This window comes from Enterococcus sp. HMSC061C05, from assembly GCF_001814765.1.
Lineage (GTDB): Bacteria > Bacillota > Bacilli > Lactobacillales > Enterococcaceae > Enterococcus_B > Enterococcus_B lactis.
In genome coordinates this window covers 1-25,797 of sequence record NZ_KV817712.1, presented here as the reverse complement: position 1 = coordinate 25,797, position 25,797 = coordinate 1, and the positions used below count along the sequence as shown (strand labels likewise).

At 37.8% G+C, this 25,797-nt stretch carries 27 protein-coding genes and 1 other RNA gene; 21 read left to right on the top strand and 7 right to left on the bottom strand.

What is annotated here, in order from left to right; translation table 11 throughout:
* Positions 1 to 55 precede the first annotated feature (55 nt).
* The gene (gene iadA / locus HMPREF2988_RS00140; RefSeq protein WP_070769757.1) at positions 56 to 1,240 is read left to right on the top strand and encodes a beta-aspartyl-peptidase; all 1,185 of its coding nucleotides are present in this window, start codon (positions 56 to 58) and stop codon (positions 1,238 to 1,240) included.
* A gap of 111 nt (positions 1,241 to 1,351) precedes the next feature.
* A complete protein-coding gene (locus tag HMPREF2988_RS00135; protein WP_002291027.1) occupies positions 1,352 to 1,555 on the top strand; it encodes a CsbD family protein in 204 nt (67 codons plus the stop codon).
* Positions 1,556 to 1,654: 99 nt separating this feature from the next.
* Here HMPREF2988_RS00135 and HMPREF2988_RS00130 read toward each other — a convergent pair whose 3' ends face one another.
* Entirely contained in the window at positions 1,655 to 2,317 is a 663-nt protein-coding gene (locus HMPREF2988_RS00130) for an ABC transporter ATP-binding protein (RefSeq protein WP_002315781.1), read from the bottom strand.
* Positions 2,318 to 2,329: 12 nt separating this feature from the next.
* The gene (locus HMPREF2988_RS00125; protein ID WP_002341208.1) at positions 2,330 to 3,826 is read right to left on the bottom strand and encodes an ABC transporter permease; all 1,497 of its coding nucleotides are present in this window, start codon (positions 3,824 to 3,826) and stop codon (positions 2,330 to 2,332) included.
* A 547-nt stretch (positions 3,827 to 4,373) separates the two neighbouring features.
* Between HMPREF2988_RS00125 and HMPREF2988_RS00120 the strand changes: the two genes are divergently transcribed.
* The 7 genes from HMPREF2988_RS00120 (at position 4,374) to HMPREF2988_RS00090 (ending at position 11,104) form a co-directional block, all read left to right on the top strand.
* Positions 4,374 to 6,053, top strand: a complete 1,680-nt coding sequence (locus HMPREF2988_RS00120) for a ribonuclease J (RefSeq protein ID WP_002287130.1) — start codon at positions 4,374 to 4,376, stop codon at positions 6,051 to 6,053.
* Positions 6,054 to 6,178: 125 nt separating this feature from the next.
* On the top strand, positions 6,179 to 6,658 hold the full coding sequence (locus tag HMPREF2988_RS00115) for a YbaK/EbsC family protein (protein ID WP_002291021.1): 480 nt from the start codon (positions 6,179 to 6,181) through the stop codon (positions 6,656 to 6,658).
* Positions 6,659 to 6,871: 213 nt separating this feature from the next.
* Positions 6,872 to 7,552, top strand: coding sequence for a metal-dependent hydrolase (locus HMPREF2988_RS00110; RefSeq protein ID WP_002291020.1), 681 nt, complete (start codon positions 6,872 to 6,874; stop codon positions 7,550 to 7,552).
* 7 nt (positions 7,553 to 7,559) lie between these two features.
* A complete protein-coding gene (locus tag HMPREF2988_RS00105; RefSeq protein ID WP_002291018.1) occupies positions 7,560 to 8,891 on the top strand; it encodes a DRTGG domain-containing protein in 1,332 nt (443 codons plus the stop codon).
* Between the two features lie 14 nt (positions 8,892 to 8,905).
* On the top strand, positions 8,906 to 9,868 hold the full coding sequence (locus HMPREF2988_RS00100; protein WP_070769756.1) for a DHH family phosphoesterase: 963 nt from the start codon (positions 8,906 to 8,908) through the stop codon (positions 9,866 to 9,868).
* 111 nt (positions 9,869 to 9,979) lie between these two features.
* Complete coding sequence (locus tag HMPREF2988_RS00095) at positions 9,980 to 10,318, top strand: zinc ribbon domain-containing protein YjdM (RefSeq protein ID WP_070769755.1); 339 nt, start codon at positions 9,980 to 9,982, stop codon at positions 10,316 to 10,318.
* 78 nt (positions 10,319 to 10,396) lie between these two features.
* The gene (locus HMPREF2988_RS00090) at positions 10,397 to 11,104 is read left to right on the top strand and encodes a zinc metallopeptidase (protein WP_002287139.1); all 708 of its coding nucleotides are present in this window, start codon (positions 10,397 to 10,399) and stop codon (positions 11,102 to 11,104) included.
* Between the two features lie 157 nt (positions 11,105 to 11,261).
* On the opposite strand, the gene HMPREF2988_RS00085 is transcribed toward HMPREF2988_RS00090, so the two are convergent.
* Positions 11,262 to 12,752, bottom strand: coding sequence for a helix-turn-helix domain-containing protein (locus HMPREF2988_RS00085; RefSeq protein ID WP_070704724.1), 1,491 nt, complete (start codon positions 12,750 to 12,752; stop codon positions 11,262 to 11,264).
* Positions 12,753 to 13,071: 319 nt separating this feature from the next.
* Here HMPREF2988_RS00085 and HMPREF2988_RS00080 point away from each other — a divergent pair, with 319 nt between their 5' ends.
* From HMPREF2988_RS00080 to HMPREF2988_RS00070, 3 genes are all read left to right on the top strand, one after another.
* Positions 13,072 to 13,608 (top strand): TetR/AcrR family transcriptional regulator, encoded by a 537-nt coding sequence (locus HMPREF2988_RS00080; protein WP_180363516.1) that lies wholly within the window; start codon positions 13,072 to 13,074, stop codon positions 13,606 to 13,608.
* 77 nt (positions 13,609 to 13,685) lie between these two features.
* Entirely contained in the window at positions 13,686 to 15,056 is a 1,371-nt protein-coding gene (locus tag HMPREF2988_RS00075) for an RsmF rRNA methyltransferase first C-terminal domain-containing protein (protein WP_002315789.1), read from the top strand.
* A 75-nt stretch (positions 15,057 to 15,131) separates the two neighbouring features.
* Positions 15,132 to 15,467, top strand: coding sequence for a hypothetical protein (locus tag HMPREF2988_RS00070; RefSeq protein WP_002291007.1), 336 nt, complete (start codon positions 15,132 to 15,134; stop codon positions 15,465 to 15,467).
* 80 nt (positions 15,468 to 15,547) lie between these two features.
* Here HMPREF2988_RS00070 and HMPREF2988_RS00065 read toward each other — a convergent pair whose 3' ends face one another.
* A complete protein-coding gene (locus HMPREF2988_RS00065; RefSeq protein ID WP_002315790.1) occupies positions 15,548 to 16,405 on the bottom strand; it encodes a helix-turn-helix domain-containing protein in 858 nt (285 codons plus the stop codon).
* A gap of 106 nt (positions 16,406 to 16,511) precedes the next feature.
* Between HMPREF2988_RS00065 and tadA the strand changes: the two genes are divergently transcribed.
* The 6 genes from tadA (at position 16,512) to HMPREF2988_RS00035 (ending at position 20,887) form a co-directional block, all read left to right on the top strand.
* Positions 16,512 to 17,009 (top strand): tRNA adenosine(34) deaminase TadA, encoded by a 498-nt coding sequence (gene tadA, locus HMPREF2988_RS00060; RefSeq protein WP_002291003.1) that lies wholly within the window; start codon positions 16,512 to 16,514, stop codon positions 17,007 to 17,009.
* Between the two features lie 40 nt (positions 17,010 to 17,049).
* Positions 17,050 to 17,134: signal recognition particle sRNA small type (gene ffs, locus HMPREF2988_RS00055), an RNA gene on the top strand.
* Positions 17,135 to 17,354: 220 nt separating this feature from the next.
* Positions 17,355 to 18,740: a bifunctional metallophosphatase/5'-nucleotidase gene (locus tag HMPREF2988_RS00050; RefSeq protein WP_070769753.1), complete on the top strand. Its 1,386-nt coding sequence runs from the start codon at positions 17,355 to 17,357 to the stop codon at positions 18,738 to 18,740.
* 36 nt (positions 18,741 to 18,776) lie between these two features.
* Positions 18,777 to 19,454 (top strand): YutD family protein, encoded by a 678-nt coding sequence (locus tag HMPREF2988_RS00045; RefSeq protein WP_002328966.1) that lies wholly within the window; start codon positions 18,777 to 18,779, stop codon positions 19,452 to 19,454.
* A gap of 7 nt (positions 19,455 to 19,461) precedes the next feature.
* A complete protein-coding gene (locus HMPREF2988_RS00040; protein ID WP_002290999.1) occupies positions 19,462 to 20,226 on the top strand; it encodes a TIGR01457 family HAD-type hydrolase in 765 nt (254 codons plus the stop codon).
* 1 nt (position 20,227) lies between these two features.
* A complete protein-coding gene (locus HMPREF2988_RS00035; RefSeq protein ID WP_002310190.1) occupies positions 20,228 to 20,887 on the top strand; it encodes a TIGR01906 family membrane protein in 660 nt (219 codons plus the stop codon).
* A 26-nt stretch (positions 20,888 to 20,913) separates the two neighbouring features.
* Here HMPREF2988_RS00035 and HMPREF2988_RS00030 read toward each other — a convergent pair whose 3' ends face one another.
* Both HMPREF2988_RS00030 and HMPREF2988_RS00025 read right to left on the bottom strand, forming a co-directional pair.
* Positions 20,914 to 21,423, bottom strand: coding sequence for a phosphatidylglycerophosphatase A family protein (locus HMPREF2988_RS00030; protein WP_002290997.1), 510 nt, complete (start codon positions 21,421 to 21,423; stop codon positions 20,914 to 20,916).
* Positions 21,424 to 21,533: 110 nt separating this feature from the next.
* Positions 21,534 to 22,532 (bottom strand): NAD(P)/FAD-dependent oxidoreductase, encoded by a 999-nt coding sequence (locus HMPREF2988_RS00025; protein ID WP_002315792.1) that lies wholly within the window; start codon positions 22,530 to 22,532, stop codon positions 21,534 to 21,536.
* 210 nt (positions 22,533 to 22,742) lie between these two features.
* On the opposite strand from HMPREF2988_RS00025, the gene HMPREF2988_RS00020 reads away from it, so the two are divergent.
* Positions 22,743 to 23,327: a peptidylprolyl isomerase gene (locus HMPREF2988_RS00020; RefSeq protein ID WP_002290993.1), complete on the top strand. Its 585-nt coding sequence runs from the start codon at positions 22,743 to 22,745 to the stop codon at positions 23,325 to 23,327.
* A gap of 75 nt (positions 23,328 to 23,402) precedes the next feature.
* On the opposite strand, the gene HMPREF2988_RS00015 is transcribed toward HMPREF2988_RS00020, so the two are convergent.
* Positions 23,403 to 24,596, bottom strand: a complete 1,194-nt coding sequence (locus tag HMPREF2988_RS00015; RefSeq protein ID WP_016853423.1) for a MalY/PatB family protein — start codon at positions 24,594 to 24,596, stop codon at positions 23,403 to 23,405.
* A 63-nt stretch (positions 24,597 to 24,659) separates the two neighbouring features.
* Between HMPREF2988_RS00015 and HMPREF2988_RS00010 the strand changes: the two genes are divergently transcribed.
* Both HMPREF2988_RS00010 and HMPREF2988_RS00005 read left to right on the top strand, forming a co-directional pair.
* A complete protein-coding gene (locus HMPREF2988_RS00010; RefSeq protein ID WP_002290989.1) occupies positions 24,660 to 25,040 on the top strand; it encodes a CvfD/Ygs/GSP13 family RNA-binding post-transcriptional regulator in 381 nt (126 codons plus the stop codon).
* 75 nt (positions 25,041 to 25,115) lie between these two features.
* A complete protein-coding gene (locus tag HMPREF2988_RS00005) occupies positions 25,116 to 25,478 on the top strand; it encodes a hypothetical protein (protein ID WP_002310196.1) in 363 nt (120 codons plus the stop codon).
* The last annotated feature ends 319 nt before the right edge of the window (positions 25,479 to 25,797 follow it).

The window sequence follows — 25,797 nt, the reverse complement described above, 5'->3', positions numbered from 1 at the left end:
GGATTATTTTTTAAGATCCTATCATCAGTTATACTTAAAGAAAGAGGAAAAATGTATGAAGATCATCCGACAAATTGAAGTGTTTGCACCAGATTACTTAGGAAAAATGGACGTATTGATTGCCGGTGGGAAGATTTTGGCTGTAGAAGAACAGCTAGAAGGCGGCTACGAAGGAGTGGAAGTAGAAGAACTTTCAGGTGAGGGAAAAGTACTGACTCCAGGTTTCATTGACTGTCATTTCCATATTTTAGGCGGAGGAGGAGAAGGCGGTTATCAAAACCGAACACCAGAAGTTACATTAAGTCAATTGACTACAGCTGGTGTAACGACAGTTGTCGGTTGCTTGGGAACAGACGGAGAAGGTCGAGATATGACTGCTTTGATCAGCAAAGCGAAAGGACTTGAAGCAGAAGGAATCTCCACTTATGTGTACGAGGGTTCGTACCGATTGCCGGTAAAAACAGTAACAGATTCGATCATCAAAGACTTTTTAACAATCGAGAAAATCATCGGAATCGGAGAAATCGCAGTATCCGATCACCGTTCTTCTCAGCCAAGTTTTGAAGAGTTCGCCCGTGCAGCAGCAGATGCTCGTGTAGGAGGCATGTTGTCGGGAAAAGCTGGGATCATCAATGTCCACTTAGGCGGAGGAAAAAGAAAGCTAGAGTTATTGACACGAATTGTAGAAGAAACAGAAATTCCGATCACACAGTTTTTGCCTACTCATGCGAATCGTACACCAGAATTATTTGAAGCTTGCGTGGCATTTGCTAAACGTGGCGGCACGATTGACTTCACCGCTAGCGAAGATCCTGATTTTTGGGAGAAGACAGATGGGGAAGTGCGCTTCAGTAAAGCATTGAAACGATTGATTGAGGAAGATGTTTCTTTAGATAATTTCACGATGACCTCAGATGGACAAGGAAGCTTGCCTTATTTTGATGAAAACAATCATTTCCTAGGGTTAGGAGTAGGAAGTGCTAAGGCATTGCTAGTAGGGATCAAAGAAGCTGTGCAAAAAGAAAATATTCCTCTGGAAATCGCCTTGCGAGCTATAACCAGTAACCCAGCACGTATATTGAAATTGGATAAAAAAGGAAAAATTGAAATTGGCGCAGATGCAGACTTGTGTATCTTGGACAAAGAAACGCTTGATATCGATACAGTTATTGCTAAAGGAGAAATAATGGTCCAAGAAAAAGAAGTCAAAGTATGGGGAACTTTCGAAAAAAGTTTTTGATCCACTATCTGACTTATCCTTTTTTAGAAAACGAGCGTTCTGTTTGTCTGTATCTGTTGTTGATGTTACCCTGAAAGTAGATCAATAAACAAATTAAGAGGAGGAAACACAATGGCAGATTTAAAAGGGCGTTCTAAAGACATGAAAGACAAAGTAGTCGGTAAAGGAAAAGAAGCATACGGCAAAGCAACAGACGACAAGAGCAAAGAAACAGAAGGAAAAGCACAATCACTAGGTTCTGATATCAAAGAAAAAGCTCGTGATTTGGGCGATGAAATCAAAGACAAATTCTCTCGAAAAGATGAAAACAAATAAACAACGTTCATTACTAAATGAATCAAGCAAATAAAAATCCGAACCGTATCTGCTTCATAGATATGGTTCGGATTTTTTGTTTGAAAGTTATCCTGTTTTTTAAACTTCTATTTTTTGAAATTCTTTATTTTTTAGTTCAAAGACTTCATCGCAGCTTTTTGCTACTTCGACCTCATGGGTCACGATGATAATACAGCGATTTTGTTCATGGGCGATTTCTTGGAAAAGTTTGACGATATCTTGTGATGCGGTCTCATCCAGATTCCCAGTAGGTTCATCAGCTACAATCAGTTGATGTTCGCAACAGATAGCACGAACGATAGCGACTCGCTGTTGCTGACCTCCTGAAAGTTTGGTCACCTGTTTTTTTGCTAATACTTCATCAATTCCTACACGAGCTAGTCGATCTAAAGCAACTTGTCGATAATTCTCTTGTTTGGTTTTAGTGATCTCCATTGCTGTTATGACATTGTCTAGAGCTGATAAATAAGGAAGCAAGTTATAAGCTTGGAAAATAATCGAGACATCATTTTTACGATAACTTCTTAACCCGATTTTGTTCAGTGAACGATCTTGATAGTATACCTTTCCTTCTTTTGGTGTATCTAATCCGGAAATAAGCGAAAGAAAAGTCGTTTTTCCAGAACCACTTGCTCCTAAAATAGCGTACATTTTTCCAGCTTCGAAATTCAGTTCTACATCTTTATAAAGCGCATCTTGCGGATCTTGATACCAAAATCCCAATTGTTCTGTCCGTAACATCAAATTCCTCCTTTAATTTAATAGGATTTTTCTTGGGTTTAATCTTAATATCCCTATAGAAGCTAAAAAGACAGAAAGCAGGCTGATTCCAAATGCTACTCCGGCTAGTAGTCCTAATTGTGTAGGTTTGACATTGATTTCCAATTCGCTGACTTGATCAGAAACAGCAAATGGATTATTCATGTTTCCTTGTTGACCCCCACGTTGACCGCCTTGTCCGTTACCTGGCATTTGTCCACCGCCAGGAGCTTGTTGGTTTTGTGTCGTGGTTTCTGTCTGTTGGTCAAGTAGCTGCTGCCCCACGGCATTCGCGACGACGTTCCCGCTAATCGAAGCAACTCCTAATGCAAGAATCATACAAATAGCAACTTCGGTAAACAATTGGAGAATGATTTTACTTCTGGATTCTCCTAAAGACAACAAGACGCCTAATTCATGCCGACGCTCCCGGATGGTAATCATAATAATCAGAGTAAGTATGATAATACCGGCTACAGCCACTAGTAAAACAACATTTTTAGAAAAACTTGCCACATTGTTTAAAGGTTCCAACATTGACTGATACATGGAATCATTTGATTGTAAGCTAAATGTATCTGTGTCGATCAGCTTCTCTGCTTCTTCGAGGAATTTATCCATTTCATCTGGATCAGATAGAGTGTAAACAGCAGAATCTATCGTGTTATCGTCAGATGTCCCATTTAATTCATTTGCAAAAGTATAAGAGGTGTAAAGTGTATTCGACGGATTCATGAAGTTGAATTTCATACCCATACTGCTACTTGTTTCGCTAGATTCATAAATTCCTTTGACCGTCATTTCATAAGTGGTATCTTCATCTTCAGTACTCGTGATTGTGAAAGTATCTCCGACTGTCAGGTCATTTGCTTCTGCTAGCGTAGAATCAATGACTACGTTGTTTGTGCCTTTGTCGCTGTCATCTATTCCTTCACCATCCGTGATTTTTGCTGTTCCATCAGAAAAAGTACTATTTTGTGCAGTTGCTGACACACCGCTGATTTGAAAATCTGCTTGAGTCATTTGCGGATTTCCGCCCATTCCTCCGGCAGGGCCACCGCCTGCATCGGTAGTTTCTGAACTGTCTTCACTTGAATCAGAACTAGTGATGGCAGTTATTCCATCTTTTGCCATAGCTGAGGCGGAACTTTCAAAGGAATAGCTCTTTACATTATCTAATTTAGCTATTTTTTCCGCGTCCGTTAAGGATACTGGGGTAAGAGAAAAACTGCCCGGATCTGGACGTTCTTCAGCGGTAGAATTGCTTGAAGAAGTTTGTTCCTGTTTTTTAAATGAGGCTTCTCGATTGGCACTTAAAGTCACTGTTGCTCCAACTTCTTTTTGTGCTTGATTCGCTGCTTCTTCTGCAGCGCTTCGAATCGTGAGGCCAGCTAGCACAAAAATAAGAATGGCTGTGAACACGGCAAACAATAACAATGAACGTCCCCATTTTACTTTTGTACTTTTCCATGCACGTTTCATAAAATTCATATCTTGCATCCCTCCTAGTAGATGCATTTGATAATAGACAACCTATCTTAAAACTAGCTTAAATCTTATGCTGTTTGCATATCATCAACTTGAGGTTCTGTATATATAAAAAGTCACTATAGTTATTGCAAAAAATGTGGTAAAATGAAAAAAGTATGTTTCAAACCGACGAAGAAGAGATGAAAGAGAAACAGCAAAAGAAATCCTAGATGTTACAGAGGAATTTTCATTTACTTAGTGATTCTAACAATTGCTGATACTAGCGATTTAGTTCATTTGTTGTATAATAATGGGGAACAGCCGAATACTTATATAAGGATTCTGGCTATAGCGTTTCGCAAAAGATCCATTTTGTTAATGAAGTATATCCAAAATAAAATGCCCATCCAACTGTCAGAACGCGGATGTGCTGGTAATTTTCCTGCTGATTCTCCATAAGTTGAGAACTAGTGATTTTGCATGTGCTTCATTGGAATGGCTCGTAAATTTAGATAAAGAAGAAAATCGACATCTTTAAACTTGGATGTCATAAGAAGAGGTGAAATTTGTGAGTACCATTAAAATTATCCCATTAGGCGGCGTTCGCGAAAATGGAAAAAACATGTATGTCGCAGAAGTGGGCGAGGATATTTTCATATTAGATTGTGGGCTAAAATATCCTGAAAATGAGTTGCTGGGAATCGACGTCGTCATCCCAGATTTTACGTATTTAGAAGAAAACATTGATCGTGTAGCTGGTGTCTTTTTAACACATGGGCACGCAGATGCGATCGGGGCGCTTCCTTACTTGTTGTCGAAAATTTCTGTACCAGTATTTGGAACGGAGTTGACGATCGAGTTAGCAAAATTGAATGTCAGTCGTAACGAAGCAGCCAAAGGATTTAAGGATTTCCATGTGGTAGATGAGCATACAGAAATCGACTTTGGTGAAACAGTAGTGAGCTTTTTCCGTACCACTCACACGATACCAGATTCAGTGGGGATCAATCTGAAAACAAAAGAAGGTAGTATCGTTTATACGGGAGATTTTAAATTTGATCAAACGGCTATCCCGATGTATCAAACAGATTATGCACGATTGGCAGAAATCGGCAAAGAAGGAGTCTTAGCTTTACTGAGTGAATCGGCAAATGCAGAGAATCCTCAACCTGTAGCTTCTGAAGCTCAGATAGCTGATGAAGTATTTGATACGATCAAATATTGGGAAGGACGCATCATCGTCGCCTGTGTAGCAAGTAATTTGCAACGAGTGCAACAAGTATTGGACGCAGCAGAAAAAGCACAACGAAAAGTTGTCTTGACTGGTCAAGATTTCGAACGAATTATTCGAACAGCGATGCGTTTAGAAAAACTTCAATTACCAAGTGAAGATTTGCTTGTTACATTGAAAGACATGAAAAACTATGATCCAGAAGAACTAATCATTTTAGAAACTGGCCGAATGGGTGAACCCATCAAGTCTCTGCAAAAAATGGCAAACGGCACACACCGTAATGTCAAGATCGAAGAAGGGGATTTGGTTTATATCACTACTACGCCAAGCATCGCGATGGAAACAATCGTGGCGAAAACGGAAGATATCATTTATCGAGCTGGTGGAACAGTGAAATTGATTTCTGAGAATATGCGTGTTTCTGGTCATGCCAATCCTAATGATTTGCAATTGATGATCAATTTGATGAAGCCGACATATTTTGTGCCAGTTCAAGGGGAATATCGGGAATTAGCTGCTCACGCAGATTTGGCTCATGCAGTAGGGATGCCTTACAAAAATATCTATATTACTGGACGCGGAGATGTGCTGGAATATAAGAATAAACGTATGAGTGTTGCAGGAACTACAAGTGCAGAAAATGTAATGATTGATGGTTTAGGCATAGGCGATATCGGAAACATTGTTTTACGTGATCGGAAAATCTTATCAGAAGATGGGATTTTCGTAGCGGTTGTCACTATCAGCCGAAGAGAGAAGAAAATCATCTCAAAACCTCAAATCACTTCACGAGGATTCGTTTACGTAAAAGCTAGCCGTGATCTGATGAAAGAAAGTAGCAACATGATCGAAACGATCGTTGAGAAACATTTAGAAAGCAATGATTTTGAGTGGAGCAAATTAAAGCAAGACATTCGTGATCAATTAGGTCGTTACTTATTTGAACAAACAAAACGACGCCCTGTGATCTTGCCAGTCATTATGGAAGCTACTCAACGTCGAAATAAGAAATAAATAAATAAGAGTAAGATGGCTCTCTATAGAGTGCTCGTCTTGCTCTTTTTTTGAGGGAAACAAATGATTTTTGAATACAGTATCCCTCGTTCTATAATAAACGATAGAATAAAGGGAGTGGATCAATGATGAGTCAAACAAAAGTTGAACGTTATTTAGAAGAACAAAAAATCAGCTATCAACCACTTGATTTTAGTCATATAGTAGAAGGATCTTTCACAGAAGAACTACAAAAAAGAGGGATTGATCCAGCTTTGATATGTAAAACTCTCGTAGTAAAAGGGAACAAAACTGGGGTGATCATCGCATTGATTCCTTTGAATGATCATTTAGATTATAAAAAAACGAGACAAGTGACGAAAGATCGTAAAGTCGGTTTTCCTGGAATGGATTTTGTATTAGCACATACAGGCTATCCTCACGGAGCGAATACCCCTATTGGAATAAAACTCGCACATCCTGATTATTGTTTTTTAGCAGACAGTTCTTTAAAAGAAAAAGAAGAAGTGATTGTGTCGAGCGGTGAAATCGGGAGAAGCCTCCAGATAAAAGTAGCTGATTTAGAAAAAATCGTCCATCCTATTTACGCTGATTTAATTAGTTAAGTGACGAGAAGAGGAGCCAAGCAGAGAGCTCAAACTTGAGATTATATCTGCTTGGTACTTGGTGCATCCTGTATTATCTGTTACAATTACTTTGTGCATACTGTACTATCAATCCAATGAAAATATATTTAGTAACTATATTTTTTCATTGATGTGCAAGTAATGAAATCGGTTTTAATAAAAAAGATACAGAGAAAACGTGAGGTGTAGAATATGAAAATTACGTATCATGGACATTCTTGTTTAACGATTGAAATGGAAAATGGCCAACGTGTGATGATTGACCCGTTTATTACAGGAAACCCATTGTCAGATTTAACTGCAGAAGAAGTAAAGACAGATTGGTTGCTGATTACTCATGGACATAGTGACCATATAGGAGATATGATCCCTATTGCAAAAGAAAATCAAGCCACGGTTATCAGTATTGTTGAGATCGCTGATTATGCAAATAGCAGAGGAGTAGATTCATTCGGTATGAATATCGGCGGAAAACATGCATTTCCATTCGGCACAGTAAAATTCGTCCATGCACAGCATAGTTCAAGCTATGAAGTAGATGGTATCGTTCAGTATATGGGTGAGCCTAGCGGAATCATTATCCAAGCAGAAGGCAAAACGATTTATCATGCAGGAGATACAGCTTATTTCAGTGATTTAGGATTGCTTGCAGAGGAATTCGATATTGATGTTGCTTTCTTGCCGATTGGTGATAACTATACGATGGGACCAGAGGATGCGGCTCGGGCTGCACAAACAATTCGTGCCAAGAAAGTCGTTCCAATCCATTACAATACGTTCCCTGTTATTGAACAAGATCCTGAATCTTTTGTAGCATTACTGGAAGATAGCGAAGGAAAAATAATGAGCGTCTCGGAAACGCTGGAAGTGTAGGCAGAAAATGGCGACAAAACATGATTTGATTTTAGAATATATTGAAAGTTTACCTGTGGGCAATCGAATTTCTGTAAGAAGCATCGCAAAAGAATTGAATGTCAGTGAAGGAACAGCGTACCGTGCAATCAAAGATGCGGAAAATGTCGGACTAGTTTCAACGATTCAACGAGTAGGTACGATTCGTATCGAACGTAAATTAAAAAAACATATTGAACGTTTGACATTTGGCGAAGTCGTCCGGATCATTGAGGGGGACGTTTTAGGTGGCTCGGCAGGATTAGACAAGGTCTTGAATAAATTCGTCATTGGTGCGATGACTAAACATGCCATGGAACGCTATATTACACCAGGCTCACTGATGATCGTCGGCAATCGGGCGGAAGTCCAAAAATTAGCATTGGAAGATGGCGCTGCAGTATTGATCACAGGCGGATTCAATACGACTGCTGAGATTGCAAAGCTAGCCGATGAACTTGAAATGCCAATCTTGCGCACTTCTTATGATACATTTACAGTCGCTACCATGATCAACCGAGCATTAAGTGACCAATTGATCAAAAAAGATATTATGCTTGTTAGCGATATCTACATGCCGGCAGAAAAGACACATTATTTGCATCAGATGGATACGATATCTGATTATCAACGTTTGTCAGAAGAAACGCAACATTCACGTTTTCCAGTCGTTAACCGCCATCACCGTTTGATGGGGATCGTTACGGCAAAAGACGTTTTAGGGAAATCACCAAATCAGATCATTGATCGAGTGATGACGAAAGAACCAATCAGTGTAAAGAAAACAATGAGTATTGCTTCTGTTAGCCATCAAATGATCTGGGATGGGCTGGAAGTCATGCCGGTCGTTTCCGATGACTTGACATTGGAAGGCTTGATTACCCGGCAAGATGTAATGAAAGCGATGCAGCTTGTCCAGCGACAACCGCAGATTGCAGATACGATTTCAGATCAGATATCTGGAAATATCCATACGATTGATACCGATCGTGAAGGGAACCGTTTGGAAAACCCTAAGTTCAAATTTGTAGTGACACCACAAATGGTCAATGGTGTTGGAACCATTTCTTTTGGTGTACTTAGCGAAATCATTTCTGATGTCGCACAAAAAACAATGGTGATGAACCAAAAACGAAATATCTTGATTGAACAAGTGAACCTACATTATTTGCGGCTGATCCAATTGGAAAGCGAGTTGGACATTCGTCCACGTGTATTGGAAATCGGCAGACGTTCCGCTAAATTGGATATCGAAGTATTTATTGAAAATACCATCGTTTCCAAAGCAATCGTTGTTTGTCAAGTAATGGAACGTTCTTAGAAAGCAGGAGTGAAATGACAGTACAGCAAGAAATAGTAGATACAATAAAAAAATACGATAAAATCATTATCCACAGGCATTTGCGCCCTGATCCTGATGCGTTAGGATCACAAGTAGGATTAGCTGAACTATTACGGGAAAGTTTCCCAGAAAAAGAAATACGACAAGTAGGTGAAACGATTGATGGTCTTCGCTTTTTAGCAGAAATGCAAGAGGTTGAAGATGCCTTCTATCAAGGAGCGCTAGTCATCGTGACCGATACAGCTAATTCACCCAGAATCAGTGATCAAAGATATCAGTTAGCAGAAAAGCTGATCAAAATCGATCATCATCCCAATGATGACCCTTATGGAGATCTTGTGTGGGTAAATACAAAAGCAAGCAGTTGTAGTGAGATGATTGCAGAATTTGCTTTGATGTTTCCTGAATTATTTAAGATGAACGTGGAAGCTGCACGGTTACTTTATGCGGGAATCGTCGGAGATACAGGGCGCTTTTTGTATCCCTCCACGACGACCCGTACATTAGAGATTGCATCGATATTGAGAAATTATCCATTTGATGCAAGTGCTTTGAATAGAGAGATTGAGCAAATGCCGATGAAAGTCGCTAAACTTTCCGGTTATCTTTATCAAAATATCCAGGTGGATGAAAATGGTGCAGGAAGAATAATCCTTCCGCAAGAAATTCTTGATAAATATGGAATCGATGATTCAGAGACGGCTTCAATCGTTTCTCTTCCTGGAGTGATCGACGAAGTACTAGCTTGGGGTATTTTTGTTCAGCAGCCTTCAGGACATTACCGCGTACGCTTACGTTCTAAGGGACCAGTCATCAATGAATTAGCGAAACGCCATCATGGGGGAGGCCACCCATTAGCAAGTGGTGCGAATGCAAAAGATTTAGCAGAAGTAGAGGAAATCTATAAAGAGATTCAAGACATTTGCCAATCGTATAAGAGTAGAGAAACGAAGTAACAACTTCATTCGAAAACGTTCCTTTTGTGGTAAAAATCACAAATGTATCTTTTCAACATCTTCTTTTTCCGTTACAATAGTGCTCACTAAAGATTTTAAAGGAGAAAGAAGATGACATTACCAAATTGCCCAGAATGCGGCTCAGAGTACACATATGAAGATCGAGGTCTGTTGATTTGCCCAGAATGCGGGAACGAATGGAGCAAAGAAGAACAAAAAGCTGTCATAGAAGACGGATTAGTGGTATTAGATGCAAATGGAAACCGTCTGTCAGAAAGCGATAGCGTGACAGTGATCAAAGATTTGAAAGTAAAAGGTGCATCAGGTGCCATTAAACAAGGAACGAAAGTCAAAAACATCCGCTTAGTAGAAGGCGACCATAATATCGATTGTAAAGTAGAAGGATTTGGACCGATGAAACTGAAATCGGAATTTGTGAAAAAGAATTAAAGAATATTCAAGGTCTTTTCACATTCTTTTCTTGCTACTAATGATAAAATAAAGGAAACAAAAAGGAGTGAAACGACAATGTATGGTTATGGAATGTATGGTTTTTTAGATCCGACATTTCTTTTGGTCATTCTTGGATTAGTCATTTCCGGAATTGCGTCTGCTTATGTCAATAGTACTTTCCGCAAATATGATCAAGTGAGAAGCAAAAACAACGTGACTGGTACACAAGCAGCACAATATATATTGCAAAGCCAACAAATAAATAATGTTGGCGTTCAACAAATTGCCGGAGATCTCACAGATAACTACAATTCAGGTAATAAGATGCTGAGCCTGTCTCAAGCGACTGCGCAATCTACTTCAGTTGCTGCGATAGGTGTAGCAGCTCATGAATGCGGACATGCGGTGCAAGATGCTTCGGGGTATGTTCCATTGAAGATCCGTGCGGCACTTGTTCCCGCAGCTAACTTTGGTTCGATGATTTCGTTCCCATTGATTATGGTAGGTGTATTGCTTAGTTGGAACTCTACGTTGATCAATATCGGGATTTTTGCTTTTTCTTTAGCGTTACTCTTCCAATTGGTGACATTACCAGTTGAATTCAACGCATCTCGTCGAGCAATCCAAATTTTGAGTGAAGGCGGACTGCTGACGGAAGAAGAAGTACCGATGGCAAGACACGTATTGTTTGCAGCGGCATTGACTTACGTTGCAGCGGCGCTTTCGACATTCTTGCAACTACTGCGTCTGATTTTATTGTTTGGCGGTAACCGAAGAGATTAACATAAAGAGGCTGGGACAGAAGCGTTTTACTCCAAGAAATAAGAAGGAATTCACGAAAATTGCTTTTCAAATTTTTGTGAATTTCAGCTTATTTCCGAAGGAGTTGCTTCTGCTTCCGCCGTTTATACGTGTTTAGAGCGTGAGACAAAAGTGTTCTTTACTTTTGTCCCACGCTCTTTGTTTTATTCTCATATCTTTTTTTCATATACAGTTCTTGAATCGCTTTTATCAACTCACCGAATAATACTGTATCGTGGTTTGTATCTAGATAGAAAGTTTCCGTTTCAGCTGATATTTTCTCATGCTGATCTGTAATAATCAAATCAGCATGTTCAGGATATTCGATAATCTTGATTGCTTCATTGCGAAATAGTTTCTGTAAATGACTTTGCAGATGGTAATTCCCTGTGAATGGTTTGGTTATCTGCAAGTGGATGAGTAATTGTTCTTTCATTTCTGTTTGTAATAAGTGTTGGATCAATTGACTAAGGTATTGACTTAATTGAACTTTTTTTCTAGAGTTTGAAAAAATTGTGTCGATTTTTTCTCTTAATTTTTTTTCCTGTATAAAAGAAGCTGTTTGATTGGAGGTAGTTTCTGGAAAGCAGAGTGTAGAAAAGCTACTGCTAGATTCACCTAACAGTTCCAAAAGAATAACTGCTAGTACGAGAAAATAAAAATAGATCGGTTTTTTGTCTTCCAAATGATTGATAGGAAACTGTTGAGTTAAGTAAGTCATCAATTGATCGACTTGTTGGCAAATAAGGTTTTTGCTTGTGGAAAATAAGAAACCAATCACCTGTTTTTGTTGGAATGAAATTTGATTTGGAAAAAAACAATAGAAAAAATAATTGAAGTAGGCTCTTTCCGTTTCTACCTCTTCACAGGGATAAATCGCTGAAAAAGAAGTAAAGCATTCTGAATAATCATGTGTACGCTGCAACAAATCCATTAATTCAGTAATTTCAGGAGAAATTTTCGAAAAACGTGCCTGTTGTCTGTTACGACATATGAATAAAGCAAGTAATAAATAGATGTTTTTTTCTTGTTTTGGATTTTTTTCTCTGTGCTCATCCTTACTTTTCTTTTTTAGTGTATTTAATTCAAGAGAGGAAAACGGCCAATCGTCTCCTTCGAATGTATCTGAAAGAAAAAAATAAAGATAAAGGCGGATAGATAATTCGTTTCCTTCAAGAACACAGCAGTTTTGTACAGATACGATCCTTAAATGGAATTTATTTAATGAATGATTGAGCTGTTTTGTCAGCTTTTCGAGATAGGAGGGCGATATATAAAGTTGTTCAAGTAAATACTTTTTTGGTACAGCAGATTGTGGATAATTGATCAGCAACATTAAATAATTAAAACGATTGGATTCTTGTAGGTAGCGTAATCTTAACTTATAAAAAACAGCTAGCTTTTTAGGCTGATCGGTTTCTTTGGTGTAGATCTCTCCTTTATGGTTAGAATAAATAAATTCCTCCATCAATAAAAATTGCTTGAGCGAAAAATTTACTTTCCGAATCAACTCTTTGATTGTTCGTTTTGGAATATGCAATTCATTGGCTAATTCCTGTAAAGAACAATTTTTTTTTTGAATGACCCTGTGCAGAACAAGCAACTCTTTTTTTCTTGCTTCAATTAACATAATAGCCTCCTTTTATTCTGTTTTTGTATATAGTTAGACAAAAACTGTGAGTGGAAAGTCATTTCAGTGTGTGTTATTCTCACAGAGTACCGCCTTTTGTTTGTATATATTGTTATTTAAATCTTGTTATCACCTTGTTTATTCTATTGTTTATTTCATAGGATGTTTTGTCAAGGCTTTCTTGTATAAGAAGTAAATATACTTGATTTTTAATGGATATATCTAAAGTGATTATGAAGGTTATCAGTGATTATTTCGCTATTTTTTTAATTTTCTATGTTATTTATTAGAGGGTAGTTGAAGAGGGAAGGAGGTAAGAATAATGGGGAGAGTAACGAATTATAGTAAAGAATACTTGCTGTTCAAAAGTATGGTATATGTGGAAGAATATGGAATGAAATCAATTACTGCAAGAGATCTGGCGGATTTCTGCGGGTGCTCTACATATCCGATTTATACACATTTCAAATCGATCAGCGGGTTAAAGGAGAAAATATTAGAAGAAATCACTGTTTGCTTTGAACGATACTTAGCTGAATGCAATTCCAATGATGTTCTAAGCACAGTCTACTTGCTGAAAGATTTTTTTTCTATCCATGAAAGTATCCGTGGAATCATTGCAAAATCTGAATTAGACATGAATTCGCTATTTAAACGGCCATTTTTCTCATACATCAAAAGCCACACGAAAATCAAAGAAGAAAAGTTGCTTGAATTGCTTTGGCTTAATGCATTGGGAAGTTTAAGCTCAGATAATTTTTCTCAAGATTTTTTTGAAACGATGAACGCTGTTTGGGATAAAAACGAGGTGACGAATGAATACTTGGAAAGTATCTTAAAGGACCAGTTATCTTAGGAAGCAACATGAAAAAGTAGATCAGCCACCTTTATTTTTCGTAAAAAAGATTGTAAAATGTCTAACGAAACATTTGAATGAAGGAGGAAGCTACAACGTTACCACAGCAATTTATCAAAAAATACCGTCTTCTTTTAGGCGAAGAATCAACTGAATTTTTTTGCGCACTTGAGCAAGGAAGCGCAAAAAAAGGATTTCGGTGGAATCCACTAAAACCGGCAGGATTGGCTATGGTTCAAACTTACCATAGCGAAGAATTGCAACCCGCTCCCTACAGCAATGAGGGATTTCTTGGCACTGTGAATGGAAAGTCTTTCCTCCATCAAGCTGGGTACGAATATAGCCAAGAACCAAGTGCAATGATCGTTGGAACAGTTGCTGCAGCAAAACCCGGAGAAAAAGTGTTGGATTTGTGTGCGGCTCCCGGCGGTAAATCGACCCAATTAGCTGCTCAAATGAGAGGCAAAGGGTTATTAGTGTCAAATGAGATATTTCCGAAACGCGCGAAGATCCTATCAGAAAATATAGAACGATGGGGAGTTTCGAACGCAATAGTGACAAATCATGCACCTGCAGAGCTTGTTCCTCATTTTTCCGGTTTTTTTGATCGAATCGTGGTTGATGCGCCTTGTTCAGGGGAAGGGATGTTCAGAAAAGACCCGAATGCAGTAAAAGAGTGGACAGAAGAATCTCCGCTACACTGTCAAAAACGTCAGCAAGAGATTTTGTCTTCAGCAATAAAGATGCTAAAACATGAAGGGCAGCTGATCTACTCTACTTGTACGTTTGCACCAGAAGAAAATGAAGAGATTATTAGCTGGCTTGTAGAAAATTATCCAGTAACAATTGAAGAAATCCCTTTGTCTCAAACCGTTAGTTCAGGACGTCCTGAATGGGGAAGCGTAGATGGTTTGGACAAAACAGTACGTATATGGCCTCATGAAAATCAAGGAGAAGGGCATTTTGTCGCAAAGTTGACTTTTCATGGACAAAACCCGACGTGTAAAGAAAAGAAAGTACGTAAGAAACGGAAAGAACAATTGACAAAAGAGCAGGAAAAACTTTGGACGGAATTTTCAATGGATTTCCATTATGAAATCACTGGGAGACTTTTAGTGTTCAACGATCATCTTTGGGAAGTTCCTGAGTTGCTCCCTTCTCTTGATGGTTTGAAAGTCATGCGTACAGGTTTGCATTTAGGAGATTTCAAAAAGAATCGATTTGAACCTAGCTATGCCTTAGCACTTGCTATGAAAAAGACAGAAAACATCCCTTGTTTGTCGATCACTCAAAAGGAATGGCAATCTTACACAGCAGGAGAAACATTTCAACGTGATGGGGATCAAGGATGGGTTTTATTAGTATTGGATAAGATACCTGTCGGTTTTGGTAAACAAGTAAAAGGAACAGTAAAGAACTTTTTTCCTAAAGGATTAAGATTTCGCTGATTTCGATGAGTGGATTAGTTCGTTTATTTTTTTGTCTATGCTATGATTGAAGTAGATAAAAAGGAGCTGATACTTATGAAAACATCAACAAAAGTAACAATTGGATTAAGCGTAGCAGCCGCTGCCAGTGTAGCGACAGCAGTCGTCGTATCGGGAAAAGTAATGGAAAAGATCCATCATATGACTACTCGGACAAAAGTAAAAAAATTCGTCCATGACAAATTCGATGGAAATGAAAAATTGATGGAAATCGTAGATGATCTCTCAGATAGTGACTTGGATTCTTTGATGGGGATGTTAGCAAAAATAAAATCAGGAAAAAAGAAAATCTCTGTTTACGGTGATTCCATCAAAGACTCAACCGAAGACGTAAAAGATCGCCTTATGCATTTTGTTGAAAAAATGATGTAAGAGAAACTAGCTTTTGAACACTATTCATTCGAAATAAGGGGTTGTGACAAAATTTTTGTCATAACCCCTTTAACTTATCTTTAATCATGTTCATGAATCAATAAAAGGTAGCAAAACAGTAAATCATTGGCTTTTTTTAGATTGAAACCTGATTGTTCTTGAAATTTTTCGATTCGATATTTTAGCGTATTCCGATGAAGAAACAATGTTTTTGCAGCAGAGCTGACATTACCTAATTCATTCCATAATTCTTGAATAATCTCTTCCATTTCATTTTGTTTGATCAGTTCTATGTAACTTTTGATCAACGCACTATCTTTCATGACATCTTTTGTATAGTAATGTAAAGCAACATCTTGCATAGAAAAAGTACGGCTGTGAGTATAGAGATTGTTTTGCTCTGTTAAAAAAATTCTTCTTTCTTCAGCAAACAAAGGGACAAGGTCGCTACCTGGTGAATGAAAAGAACCAACGAATACAGACGTTGTCGTATCAAAATCAGCATCTAAAGATAGAAAAATACCATTGATCTCAGCAGCATCAAGATAATCACAATTTTTTTGTTCGATCAAGAGAGCATCAGTATCTGTATAAAAGAAGAAATCAGCAGAATAGCGAAATAATTCCAAAATAGTATCTTGCCATTCTTTTTTTAAGAATTCTCCTTTCGATTCGACGTGAAGCTGGATCAAGCGAAAGCTTTTTTCTTGGATGCAAGAAGCATCTTTAAAAAGATAGTGATACCATGGATGTTTTTTTTGATCGCTGACTATAGGGAATAACGCTTTCAAAAGACTAGTTTCTTGTTGGGATAGTGAATCGCTTTTGATCCAAATAAAAGCATCATCAACTGCAAAAGAAAGGATATCAGCTTCTGACGCTGGACAGCTTTTTTTCTGTGCTTGTGGGTAAAGAGCAAGTAATTTATTCATTTTCATCTTGTTCACCTCTTGTATTTATTTTACCATAGAAAAAAAAGTTAGTTACAGCCTTTTTGTCATATGCTAAAGTAAAACAAGAAAAAACAAAGGCAGGGAAGGATAATTGGTTAATACAAATCTTGATGCAGTAGATAAAGAAAAATGGATGCGCCTTGCATTGGCAGAAGCAAAAAAAGCAGAAGTGCTCCATGAGGTTCCGATTGGAGCAGTGGTTGTATTAGAGGGAGAAGTAATTGGAAAAGGATATAACCTTAGAGAAACGACACAAGATGCTACTACACATGCAGAAATGCTTGCAATCAAGGAAGCCTGTGAAAAAGTTGGAAGTTGGCGCTTAGAAAATGCGTCTCTTTTTGTTACCTTGGAACCTTGTCCTATGTGCAGTGGCGCGATGATTTTGTCTCGTGTAGCAGAAGTTTATTTCGGTGCATATGACCCGAAAGGCGGAACAGCCGGCACTTTGATGAATCTTTTGGAAGACGAACGATTCAACCATCAAGCGTATGTAGAAGGTGGCATTTTAGAAGACGAATGCGGGATGATTTTGACTGACTTTTTTCGAAAGCTACGTCAGCGAAAAAAGAAATTAAAAAAAGACTAGTCAACGAATGAAAAATAAGGTATACTATTCTTTGCCGAAAGGCTAGGACAATGGTGGGCTTGTGAAGCGTGTCAGGTCTGGAAGGAAGCAGCACTAAGCAGGTTCCGCCATGTGTCTGATTATAATGAAACGACGACAGACTTTCGGGTCTGTTTTTTTTTTATTTCTAGAAATAATTAGGCTATAAAACTGAATGGTTTTTCGTTCTTTTAGCCAGACTATTTTATCGAATATTATACTTATGTAATTTGCTTTTAGGCAGGAAAAGCTCTGAAATGGAGCTTGTTTCAATGGAAGAAAAAGCTGCCTGTGGTATGATGAAGATAAAGAGAGGCGAGAGGACACATGGAAAAAATAGTGATTTTACATACGAATGATCTGCATTCACATTTAGAAAATTGGCCAAGGATCAGAAGATTCTTAGATCAGCGTAAACGAGAAAACGAAAAGAAAGAAAATACAACAACGATTACAGTCGATCTAGGTGATTTTGTGGATCGTTGGCATCCATTATCAGAGGCAACGAATGGACAGGCGAATATCTTGCTGATGAATGAAGTTGGTTATGATGCAGCGACGATAGGAAACAATGAAGGCGTAGGAAATTCCAAAGAAGATCTAAATCATTTATATGATCATGCTGAGTTTGATATCATCCTTGATAACTTGTTCGATAAAAATACGTTGCAGCCACCGATATGGACGAAACCGTATAAAATCATTACAACGAAACACCAGACAAAAATTGGCTTGATTGCATTTACTGCCCCGTTCCCGCTTACGTATAATCCAAATGGCTGGGACATACGCAATCCATATGATATTTTGCCGGAATTAGTCGAAGATTTACGTCCACAAGTGGATGTTTTAGTTTTGATGAGTCATCTCGGGATTCAAGATGATTTACAAATTGCAAAAGAAATACCAGCAATTGATGTTATTTTAGGTTCGCACACCCATCATTTATTCAGAGAAGGTCATGTAGTCAACGATGTCCAAATAGCAGCAGCTGGCAAATACGGTCAGTATGTGGGAGAAGTCCATTTAACCATCGATGAAGAAAAAAAAATCCTTAAGCATTCGGCCAAAGCCATCCCTACAGAAACAATGACAGCTTTTACAGAAGATGAACAAGAGGTAAACGGTTACTTAGAACAGGGGCATGAGCTGCTAAAAGAAAAAGAAGTAGCGGATTTGCCGTTTTCTTTAAGCCTAGATATCTTCAGTGAGCATTCGTTTATCCAAGTAGCCCTTGAGGCGGTGAAAGAACGAGGAAAGACGGACGCCGCAATATTAAACAGTGGTCTGTTTTTAACTGAAATTCCAAAAGGACGTGTCAATCAAGATCAGCTTCACACGGCATTGCCGCATCCAATGCACTTGCTGAATGTCACATTGGGTGGAAATGATCTGATTCGTTTAGTTTTAGAAATAGAAAAAAATCGTCTTTTTTTACGTAACTATCCGATTAAGGGAATGGGATTTCGCGGCAAGATTTTTGGACAGATGGTCTATAATGGAATCACGTATGATTCTGTTAACCACCAAGTCTTTTGGAAGAACAAGCCAGTCGATCCGACTAAAAATTATACTTTTACTACCGTCGATCATCTAATGTTTGTCCCATTTTTTCCAACGATCGAAATTGTTGGAAAAAATGAATTTTTGTTTCCTGAATTTATCCGAAGCGTGGTAGGAGATTACTTGAAAGCTCACTACCCAATCAAATAAAAACAAGGTATAATAAAAAAGATAGGTGGTGAACGCATGTCTGCAAAACAAAATGAACAGCAGAACGTTGAGCATAAAACAGAAATTGCTAAGAAAAAGTCATCAGCTGAACAGGAAAAAACAGTCACAGAAGAATTGACAGCTGCTTTGGAAGAAATCGTCGAGGAGCCGAAAGCAGAAAAAGTCAAAGGTGAATTAGTGACGCTGTTAGATGACAGTAATTTTTTGGTAGGCGAAAGACATTATCGGCTTGTGTCCGATTATCGTGAAGGATTTAATGCAGAAAAACTGGGAGAACGATACAGTGATGTATTAGCCCGATATGATTATATCGTAGGAGATTGGGGTTATGAACAACTACGTTTAAAAGGATTCTTCCGAGCGGATAATCGACGGGCGCATCCGGATCAGCGAATTGATTCATTGGAAGACTATCTTTACGAATATTGCAATTTTGGTTGTGCGTATTTTGTCATCGAAAGAATCGGCGGTAAAAAAGAAAAGACAACTCAGCGCCGAAAAAAGAAAAAAAACCATAATCGTGCGTATATCGATGAGAAAAAAGGACCAGTCACATCGAATCGGAAAAAACCGGTTATTAAAAACCGAAAAACAGAGTCAGCAAAAACCTCTGAAAAAGTAAAAAAACAGGAACAATCTAAACAAGTGGAAAAAACAAAAACAGCATTTACGATAAGAAAAAGGGAAGAGTAGTGGATGAATGGATTATAAAGGATATTTAATTGATTTAGACGGGACGATTTATCGTGGGACGGAACCTATACCGGCAGGAAAACGGTTTGTGGAAGAATTACAAAAAAGGAAATTGCCTTTCTTATTTGTTACGAATAACACGACTAAGTCGCCAGAAACAGTGGCTAATCGTCTAGCAGATGAGTTTGACATTCATGTAGCACCAGAAACAGTTTATACAGCTACTTTGGCTACAATTGATTTCATGAAAACAGATGGAAAAGGAAAAAAAGTGTATGTTATCGGAGAAGCCGGATTGATTGACTTGATTTTAGCTGCCGGATTTACATGGGAAGAAGAGGTTCCTGACTATGTAGTAGTAGGGCTAGATAATTATTTGACCTATGAAAAGGTCGTCAAAGCAACTCTTGCTATTCAAAAAGGGGCTACTTTCATTGGAACGAATCCGGATAAGAATATACCTACAGAACGAGGTCTTCTTCCTGGAGCTGGGTCAGTCATCTCTTTCGTCGAGACAGCAACCCAAACTCCACCAATTTATATCGGAAAACCAGAAGCAATCATTATGGATAAAGCCGTTGAAGTATTAGGTCTGCAAAAAGAAGAAGTAATCATGGTTGGAGATAACTATGAAACAGATATCCAAGCAGGGATACGTAATAATATCGATACTTTGCTCGTTTTATCAGGTTTCACAAAAGAAGAAGATGTACCTGGGCTGCCTATCCCAGCTACCTATGTGAAACGATCATTGGATGAATGGAGCTTCTAATATGAAAAATTCGAGATGGCGGTGGTTGGAATATGCCGGATTATTCAGCCTGTTTCTGACGCTGATCAGTTTGGCAGTTGGAGTGACGATCAATTTTCGACCGCTGTATGTATTTGATATCGGACATTTGCATATTTTGGATTATACTTCTTTAGACCAAGAGACATTACTGAAAAATTTTGATCACCTGATGAATTATCTTAATAATCCCTTCCAAACAGTCCTCAGTTTGCCGGACTTTCCAGTTTCTGCTAGCGGAGCTCATCATTTTTATGAAGTGAAAATTTTGTTTTTAGTGGATTATGCTGTATTTTTCATCACTCTGATCCCAAGTATTTTGTTTATCAGATATTTGCAAAAGAATGATCGTCTTTGGCGATTGATTCGTCCGTTTCAGATTGGCATGTTGCTGCCAGTTATTTTCGGTTTTTTCATGATGATTGGATTTGATCGCTTTTTTATCCTTTTTCATGAAACGTTTTTCAACAACGATGACTGGTTATTCGATCCTGTAACTGATCCAATCATCAATGTACTTCCAGAAGAATTTTTCATGCATAGCTTTATCTTGTTCTTTGTAGTATTAGAAGTATTTTTTGCTATTTTTCTTTTCTTAGGGAAAAATAGTTTGAAACAAACAAAAAAGAAAGAACTCGTCTAAATAGACGTTTTCTTTCTTTTTTTGATTTATTGAGTAAGTCGACTTCTTTTTTCTGGTTCTTTGTGTGCTAATCGACTGGCAGCAGCAGCGGCGATTGCTCCGACGATATCATCTAAGAAGGTATGGACATGAACGCCATCGTGGCTGTTTAGTTCTTTTAAAATACCAGGTTTCACTTTATCGATATAGCCATAGTTCGTAAAGCCAATCGTACCGTAAACATTCACGATTGATAAAGCTAAGATCTCATCGATACCGTAAAGACCTTCGTCATCTTCGATAATGTGTTGCAACGGATCCATCAATCTTTTCTTTTCTGCTAATATATCTAATTGGATTCCGGTGATAATGGCGTTATGTACTTCACGTTTTGTTAATACGCTGTTGACACTTTCAGTACAATCTGCCAAAGTCAAATCAGAAATATAGTCTTTTTGTAAAAACATGACAAGTTGTGCGATATCTTCTACAGTTACGCCACGTTCCTTCAATAGTTCTCTTGCTTTTTCTTCTAAAGTCTCAGTTTTGACGACCATATTATTGCTCCCCCTTTATTTTTCTTTCTCTATTTCATGTTAACGGAACATGAAAAAAATGCAAGAAACTGCTTTCGGATCTCGCTTGAAATGCAGAGGAATCTAAAAAATCAACTAGGACGAAGATTTTTATCATATAAGCTTGTGCTGTGACCAGGCTGAGTCCGTTCTTTTGGATTAATGTAGTGTAAAGCATTGTTCACTGCGGTAGGTGCTTCACCGAGCCCAGTAGCAATCAGTTTCACTTTTCCTTCATAGGTACAGATATCACCAGCTGCATAAACACCTGGAATAGAAGTAGACATATCTGATTTTACAGTGATGGCATTTCTGGTACTATCAAGTCCCCAAGAAGAGAGATGTTCTAAATTAGAAGTGAATCCATAATTGACGATCAGAGCATCAATCATCAAATCAATTGTTTCATCGCTCTTCACTTTTTTTAAGCGGATATCTGACAGTTCTCCATCGTTGCCAGACAATCCATCGATTAGATATGGAGTAAGCAAGTTGACAGATGAAGACTTCAAACGTGATACGCTATGTTCATGCGCACGGAATTCCGGACGACGATGGATCAGGTAAACTTCGCTTGCAATAGGCTCCAACATCAATGCCCAATCGATAGCAGAATCGCCGCCTCCAGCAATAGCAACTTTTTTTCCGGCATATTTCATCAAATCATTTACGAAATAATCCAATCCGTGGTTTTCGAATGCTTCAGCATTATCTAAATTCAATTTTCTTGGCTGGAATGAACCATTTCCTAAAGCTAAAATGACTGCTTTAGAATAATGTATGCCTTTATTTGTAGTGATCTCGATAACTTCGTCTTCACGAGTAAGCGAGAGAACTTCTTCTTTTAAATGAAATGTATGGTTAAAAGTAGTTAACTGTTTTTCTAATTGATCGATTAATTCACTTGCTTTGATTGCTGGATAACCTGGGATATCGTAAATATATTTTTCAGGATATAATGTTGCTAATTGACCACCAAGTTGAGGTAGACTGTCAATGATTTTTGTTTTAGCTTGGCGCATTCCTGCATAAAAAGCGGCAAACATCCCCACAGGACCTGCACCGATAATTGTAATGTCATAGATTTCCATAAAAAATTCCTCCCTTTTCACACTATAGCAGAATTTAATTGAGAATGCTTCTCAAAAATATTTGAAGTTGAAATGGTCAGTCATAGAATTTATTCATGGAATGCAGGCAGTGATGAAAAAATAAAGAAAAACAAATCTAGTATTTTTACGGAAGGTTAGGTATTATGTTATTATTATTTATGAAGTATGCAAATAATAGGAGGAAACAATATGGGATTCCCACAACTAGATTTAAAAAGTGAAAAAGGACCAAAAGCTGTTATCAAAACAAACCGTGGTGATATTACTGTCCAATTATTCCCTGAACTAGCACCGAAGACGGTTCAAAATTTCATTGAACTTTCCAAAAAAGGTTATTATGATGGCGTGATTTTTCACCGTGTTATTCCTGATTTCATGATTCAAGGCGGCGATCCAACTGGAACAGGGATGGGTGGAGAAAGTATTTATGGCGAAAGTTTTGAAGATGAATTCAGTCGTGAACTGTTCAACCTTCGCGGAGCTTTATCTATGGCAAATTCAGGTCCAAACACAAACGGAAGCCAATTCTTTATTGTAAATAACACAAATGTGCCAGCTAATATGCTTGGACAATTGGAAGGTGCTGGATTCCCATCAGAAATCATTGAAGCGTATAAAGGTGGCGGAACCCCTTGGCTAGATTTCCGACATACAGTCTTTGGACATGTACTGGAAGGAATGGATACAGTAGATGAAATTGCAAATGTGCAACGTGGTCCACAAGACCGCCCTGTACATGATGTAGTGATAGAAACAATTGAAATTTCAGAATAGTTTGGTATGATACGGAGTAATTATAGAAAAGGACGAAACCTAGTAAGGTCTCGTCCTTTTACTTTGATAACTGATTTATTCGATTGTTTCTAAAGCGTGCTTGATTCGATGGAGTCCTTCTAGTAAAGTTTCTTCTGGACAAGCAATATTCAAGCGCATATGTCCATGACCGGAAGGACCAAATGTGATACCAGGATTTAATACGACTTTTCCTTTTCTCACTAGAGTGTTCTCTAATTTCTGGTCGTCTGAAATATAAGCGGTAAAATCCAACCACATTAAATAAGTTCCTTCAGGGTTCATTATTCTCACTTTCGGAAGATGCTGTTCAAAAAACTGATTAACTGTTTGAACATTTTTTTCTAGATAAGGAATCAGTTGACTTAACCATTCTCCACCGGTCTCATAAGCCGCTTGAGTCCCAATCAAACCAAAAGTGTTGATTTCGTGCTGTTGATTCATCACTAGATGTTTTTCAAATTTATCTTTCAGCTCTGGATTTTTGATAAATACCATTGAATTTTTGATTGCAGCTAAATTGAAAGTCTTTGTTGCAGAAGTAAAGGCAATGAGCAAATCGTCCAAATCGGGATTAATCGTCAGCATGGAAGTAAATGTATGATCGAATAAAGTCAAATCTTGATGGATTTCGTCACTAAACAGAAACACTCGATGTTTTAAACACAATTCGCTTAACTGTTTCAATTCTTCTTTGTTCCAAACGCGACCTCCTGGATTATGAGGATTGCACAAGATCATTGCTTTTACATTGTTTTCTTCTATTTTTTTCTCCATGTCAGAAAAGTCCATGACAAAATGATTATTTTTTTCTAGCAAAGAGCTTCGAACAATGTGACGTTGATTTGTTTCTATAATAGAGGAAAATGGAGGATAAACTGGGTCGTGAATCAAAATAGAATCACCTGGTTTTGTAAAAGTTTGTACTGCTGCAGCTAAACTAGTCAACACACCACTTGTAAAAACAATATTTTCTTTCGTCAACTCAACAGCATGGCGTTGACGTTCCCAATGAATGATAGCCTGATAGAGTTTATCAGACAGAGTGGCATAACCAAAGATTCCGTGTTTGATGTATTCACTAAACGCATTAGCTACCCCCTCGGGAGATAAGAAATCCATATCTGCTACCCACAAAGGAAGTAAATCATCCATTTGATATGTCTCGGCAATCGCGTCCCATTTTACACTTTCTGTATCTTTTCTTGAAATCTTTTTATCAAATTCGATCATCTCAATACCTCCAGTCATTTTCGTCGCTTCTTTTTTTGAGCTATTTACAGTATAATGATAAATGCGAAGAGAGGGAAGTAGATGACTTATAAAATTGGACAAATAATTGAAGGAAAAGTAACAGGGATACAGCCTTATGGGGCATTCGTCTCTCTTGATAATGAGACGCAAGGACTTATTCATGTTTCGGAAGTACAATCCGGTTATACGAAAAATATCCATTCATTGTTAAAAGTCGGGCAGCCAGTAACCGTTCAGATCATCGACATTGATGAATATTCCAAAAAAATCAGTTTATCTTTAAGAACGTTAGAAAAAACAAATCCAGCTGTTCCTTATCGTAGAAAAAGATATTTCACGAATAAAAATCGTAAAATCGGTTTTGCTACTATTGCGGAGCAGTTACCTATTTGGATAGAAGAAGCGTTATCTGAATTAGAACGGAAAGAAAATAAGAAATAAAAAGTGTGTATTTTTTCTGAAAATGTGCTAGAATTTTTATGTAAGCCATAGAACAAGGTGATCGAGGTGGAAATTTTGGCAAGCAAAAGAGTTGCTGGTACAATTATGTTGCATTTGGAGGATGGTTCTAAAAAATTTTTGGTCCATTCAATTGATGACAAGTTGGAATTTGCGTTAGCGGAACTTTCTGAAGGGAAGACTGGTTTAGCGAATATACTTAATTTCTTAAAAGAAATAGTTCATATCGATGTTAGCAAGATTAGTTTGATGGAATTGACAAATACACATATTAATCAGGAAAATGTTCCGTTGTTTGTCTTTGAGACTGAACAAAAGAATCAAAGAGAAGAATTAGGCGAAGGATATATTTGGGAAGAACCAGGTCAAATGCGCTCTGTTCTTGGAACTTACGAAGTAGAGGGAGTGCCTTTCTTCTAAAATACAGATTAAGCGAACAAAGAAGTTTGAATTTTTTTCAAACTTCTTTTTTTATTGTTTGATCCAGAAAAGACATTGAAATGTTCTGCTATAGATAATTTTTTAGTGAATTTTGTTTTCAAAATATGTAGAAAACGTTTGTATAACGAATAATAATAATTGATCGAAAAATCATTTCACAAAGTAATGCTTAATTTATAGTTGACCGAGGAAGAAATACATGATAAATTTAACAGCGTTGATTCTGGAAGTGGACGTTATATCACGTTTCTGAAAAAACTTAAAAAATAGTTATTGACATGTTGATAATGACATGATA

Coding starts and splice junctions, on each gene's coding strand:
- iadA (WP_070769757.1), top strand. CDS start 56: ATGAAGATCATCCGACAAATTGAAGTGTTTGCACCAGATTACTTAGGA.
- HMPREF2988_RS00135 (WP_002291027.1), top strand. CDS start 1,352: ATGGCAGATTTAAAAGGGCGTTCTAAAGACATGAAAGACAAAGTAGTC.
- HMPREF2988_RS00130 (WP_002315781.1), bottom strand. CDS start 2,317: ATGTTACGGACAGAACAATTGGGATTTTGGTATCAAGATCCGCAAGAT.
- HMPREF2988_RS00125 (WP_002341208.1), bottom strand. CDS start 3,826: ATGAATTTTATGAAACGTGCATGGAAAAGTACAAAAGTAAAATGGGGA.
- HMPREF2988_RS00115 (WP_002291021.1), top strand. CDS start 6,179: ATGATGAGTCAAACAAAAGTTGAACGTTATTTAGAAGAACAAAAAATC.
- HMPREF2988_RS00110 (WP_002291020.1), top strand. CDS start 6,872: ATGAAAATTACGTATCATGGACATTCTTGTTTAACGATTGAAATGGAA.
- HMPREF2988_RS00105 (WP_002291018.1), top strand. CDS start 7,560: ATGGCGACAAAACATGATTTGATTTTAGAATATATTGAAAGTTTACCT.
- HMPREF2988_RS00100 (WP_070769756.1), top strand. CDS start 8,906: ATGACAGTACAGCAAGAAATAGTAGATACAATAAAAAAATACGATAAA.
- HMPREF2988_RS00095 (WP_070769755.1), top strand. CDS start 9,980: ATGACATTACCAAATTGCCCAGAATGCGGCTCAGAGTACACATATGAA.
- HMPREF2988_RS00090 (WP_002287139.1), top strand. CDS start 10,397: ATGTATGGTTATGGAATGTATGGTTTTTTAGATCCGACATTTCTTTTG.
- HMPREF2988_RS00085 (WP_070704724.1), bottom strand. CDS start 12,752: ATGTTAATTGAAGCAAGAAAAAAAGAGTTGCTTGTTCTGCACAGGGTC.
- HMPREF2988_RS00075 (WP_002315789.1), top strand. CDS start 13,686: ATGAAGGAGGAAGCTACAACGTTACCACAGCAATTTATCAAAAAATAC.
- HMPREF2988_RS00070 (WP_002291007.1), top strand. CDS start 15,132: ATGAAAACATCAACAAAAGTAACAATTGGATTAAGCGTAGCAGCCGCT.
- HMPREF2988_RS00065 (WP_002315790.1), bottom strand. CDS start 16,405: ATGAAAATGAATAAATTACTTGCTCTTTACCCACAAGCACAGAAAAAA.
- HMPREF2988_RS00050 (WP_070769753.1), top strand. CDS start 17,355: ATGGAAAAAATAGTGATTTTACATACGAATGATCTGCATTCACATTTA.
- HMPREF2988_RS00045 (WP_002328966.1), top strand. CDS start 18,777: ATGTCTGCAAAACAAAATGAACAGCAGAACGTTGAGCATAAAACAGAA.
- HMPREF2988_RS00040 (WP_002290999.1), top strand. CDS start 19,462: ATGGATTATAAAGGATATTTAATTGATTTAGACGGGACGATTTATCGT.
- HMPREF2988_RS00035 (WP_002310190.1), top strand. CDS start 20,228: ATGAAAAATTCGAGATGGCGGTGGTTGGAATATGCCGGATTATTCAGC.
- HMPREF2988_RS00030 (WP_002290997.1), bottom strand. CDS start 21,423: ATGGTCGTCAAAACTGAGACTTTAGAAGAAAAAGCAAGAGAACTATTG.
- HMPREF2988_RS00025 (WP_002315792.1), bottom strand. CDS start 22,532: ATGGAAATCTATGACATTACAATTATCGGTGCAGGTCCTGTGGGGATG.
- HMPREF2988_RS00020 (WP_002290993.1), top strand. CDS start 22,743: ATGGGATTCCCACAACTAGATTTAAAAAGTGAAAAAGGACCAAAAGCT.
- HMPREF2988_RS00015 (WP_016853423.1), bottom strand. CDS start 24,596: ATGACTGGAGGTATTGAGATGATCGAATTTGATAAAAAGATTTCAAGA.
- HMPREF2988_RS00010 (WP_002290989.1), top strand. CDS start 24,660: ATGACTTATAAAATTGGACAAATAATTGAAGGAAAAGTAACAGGGATA.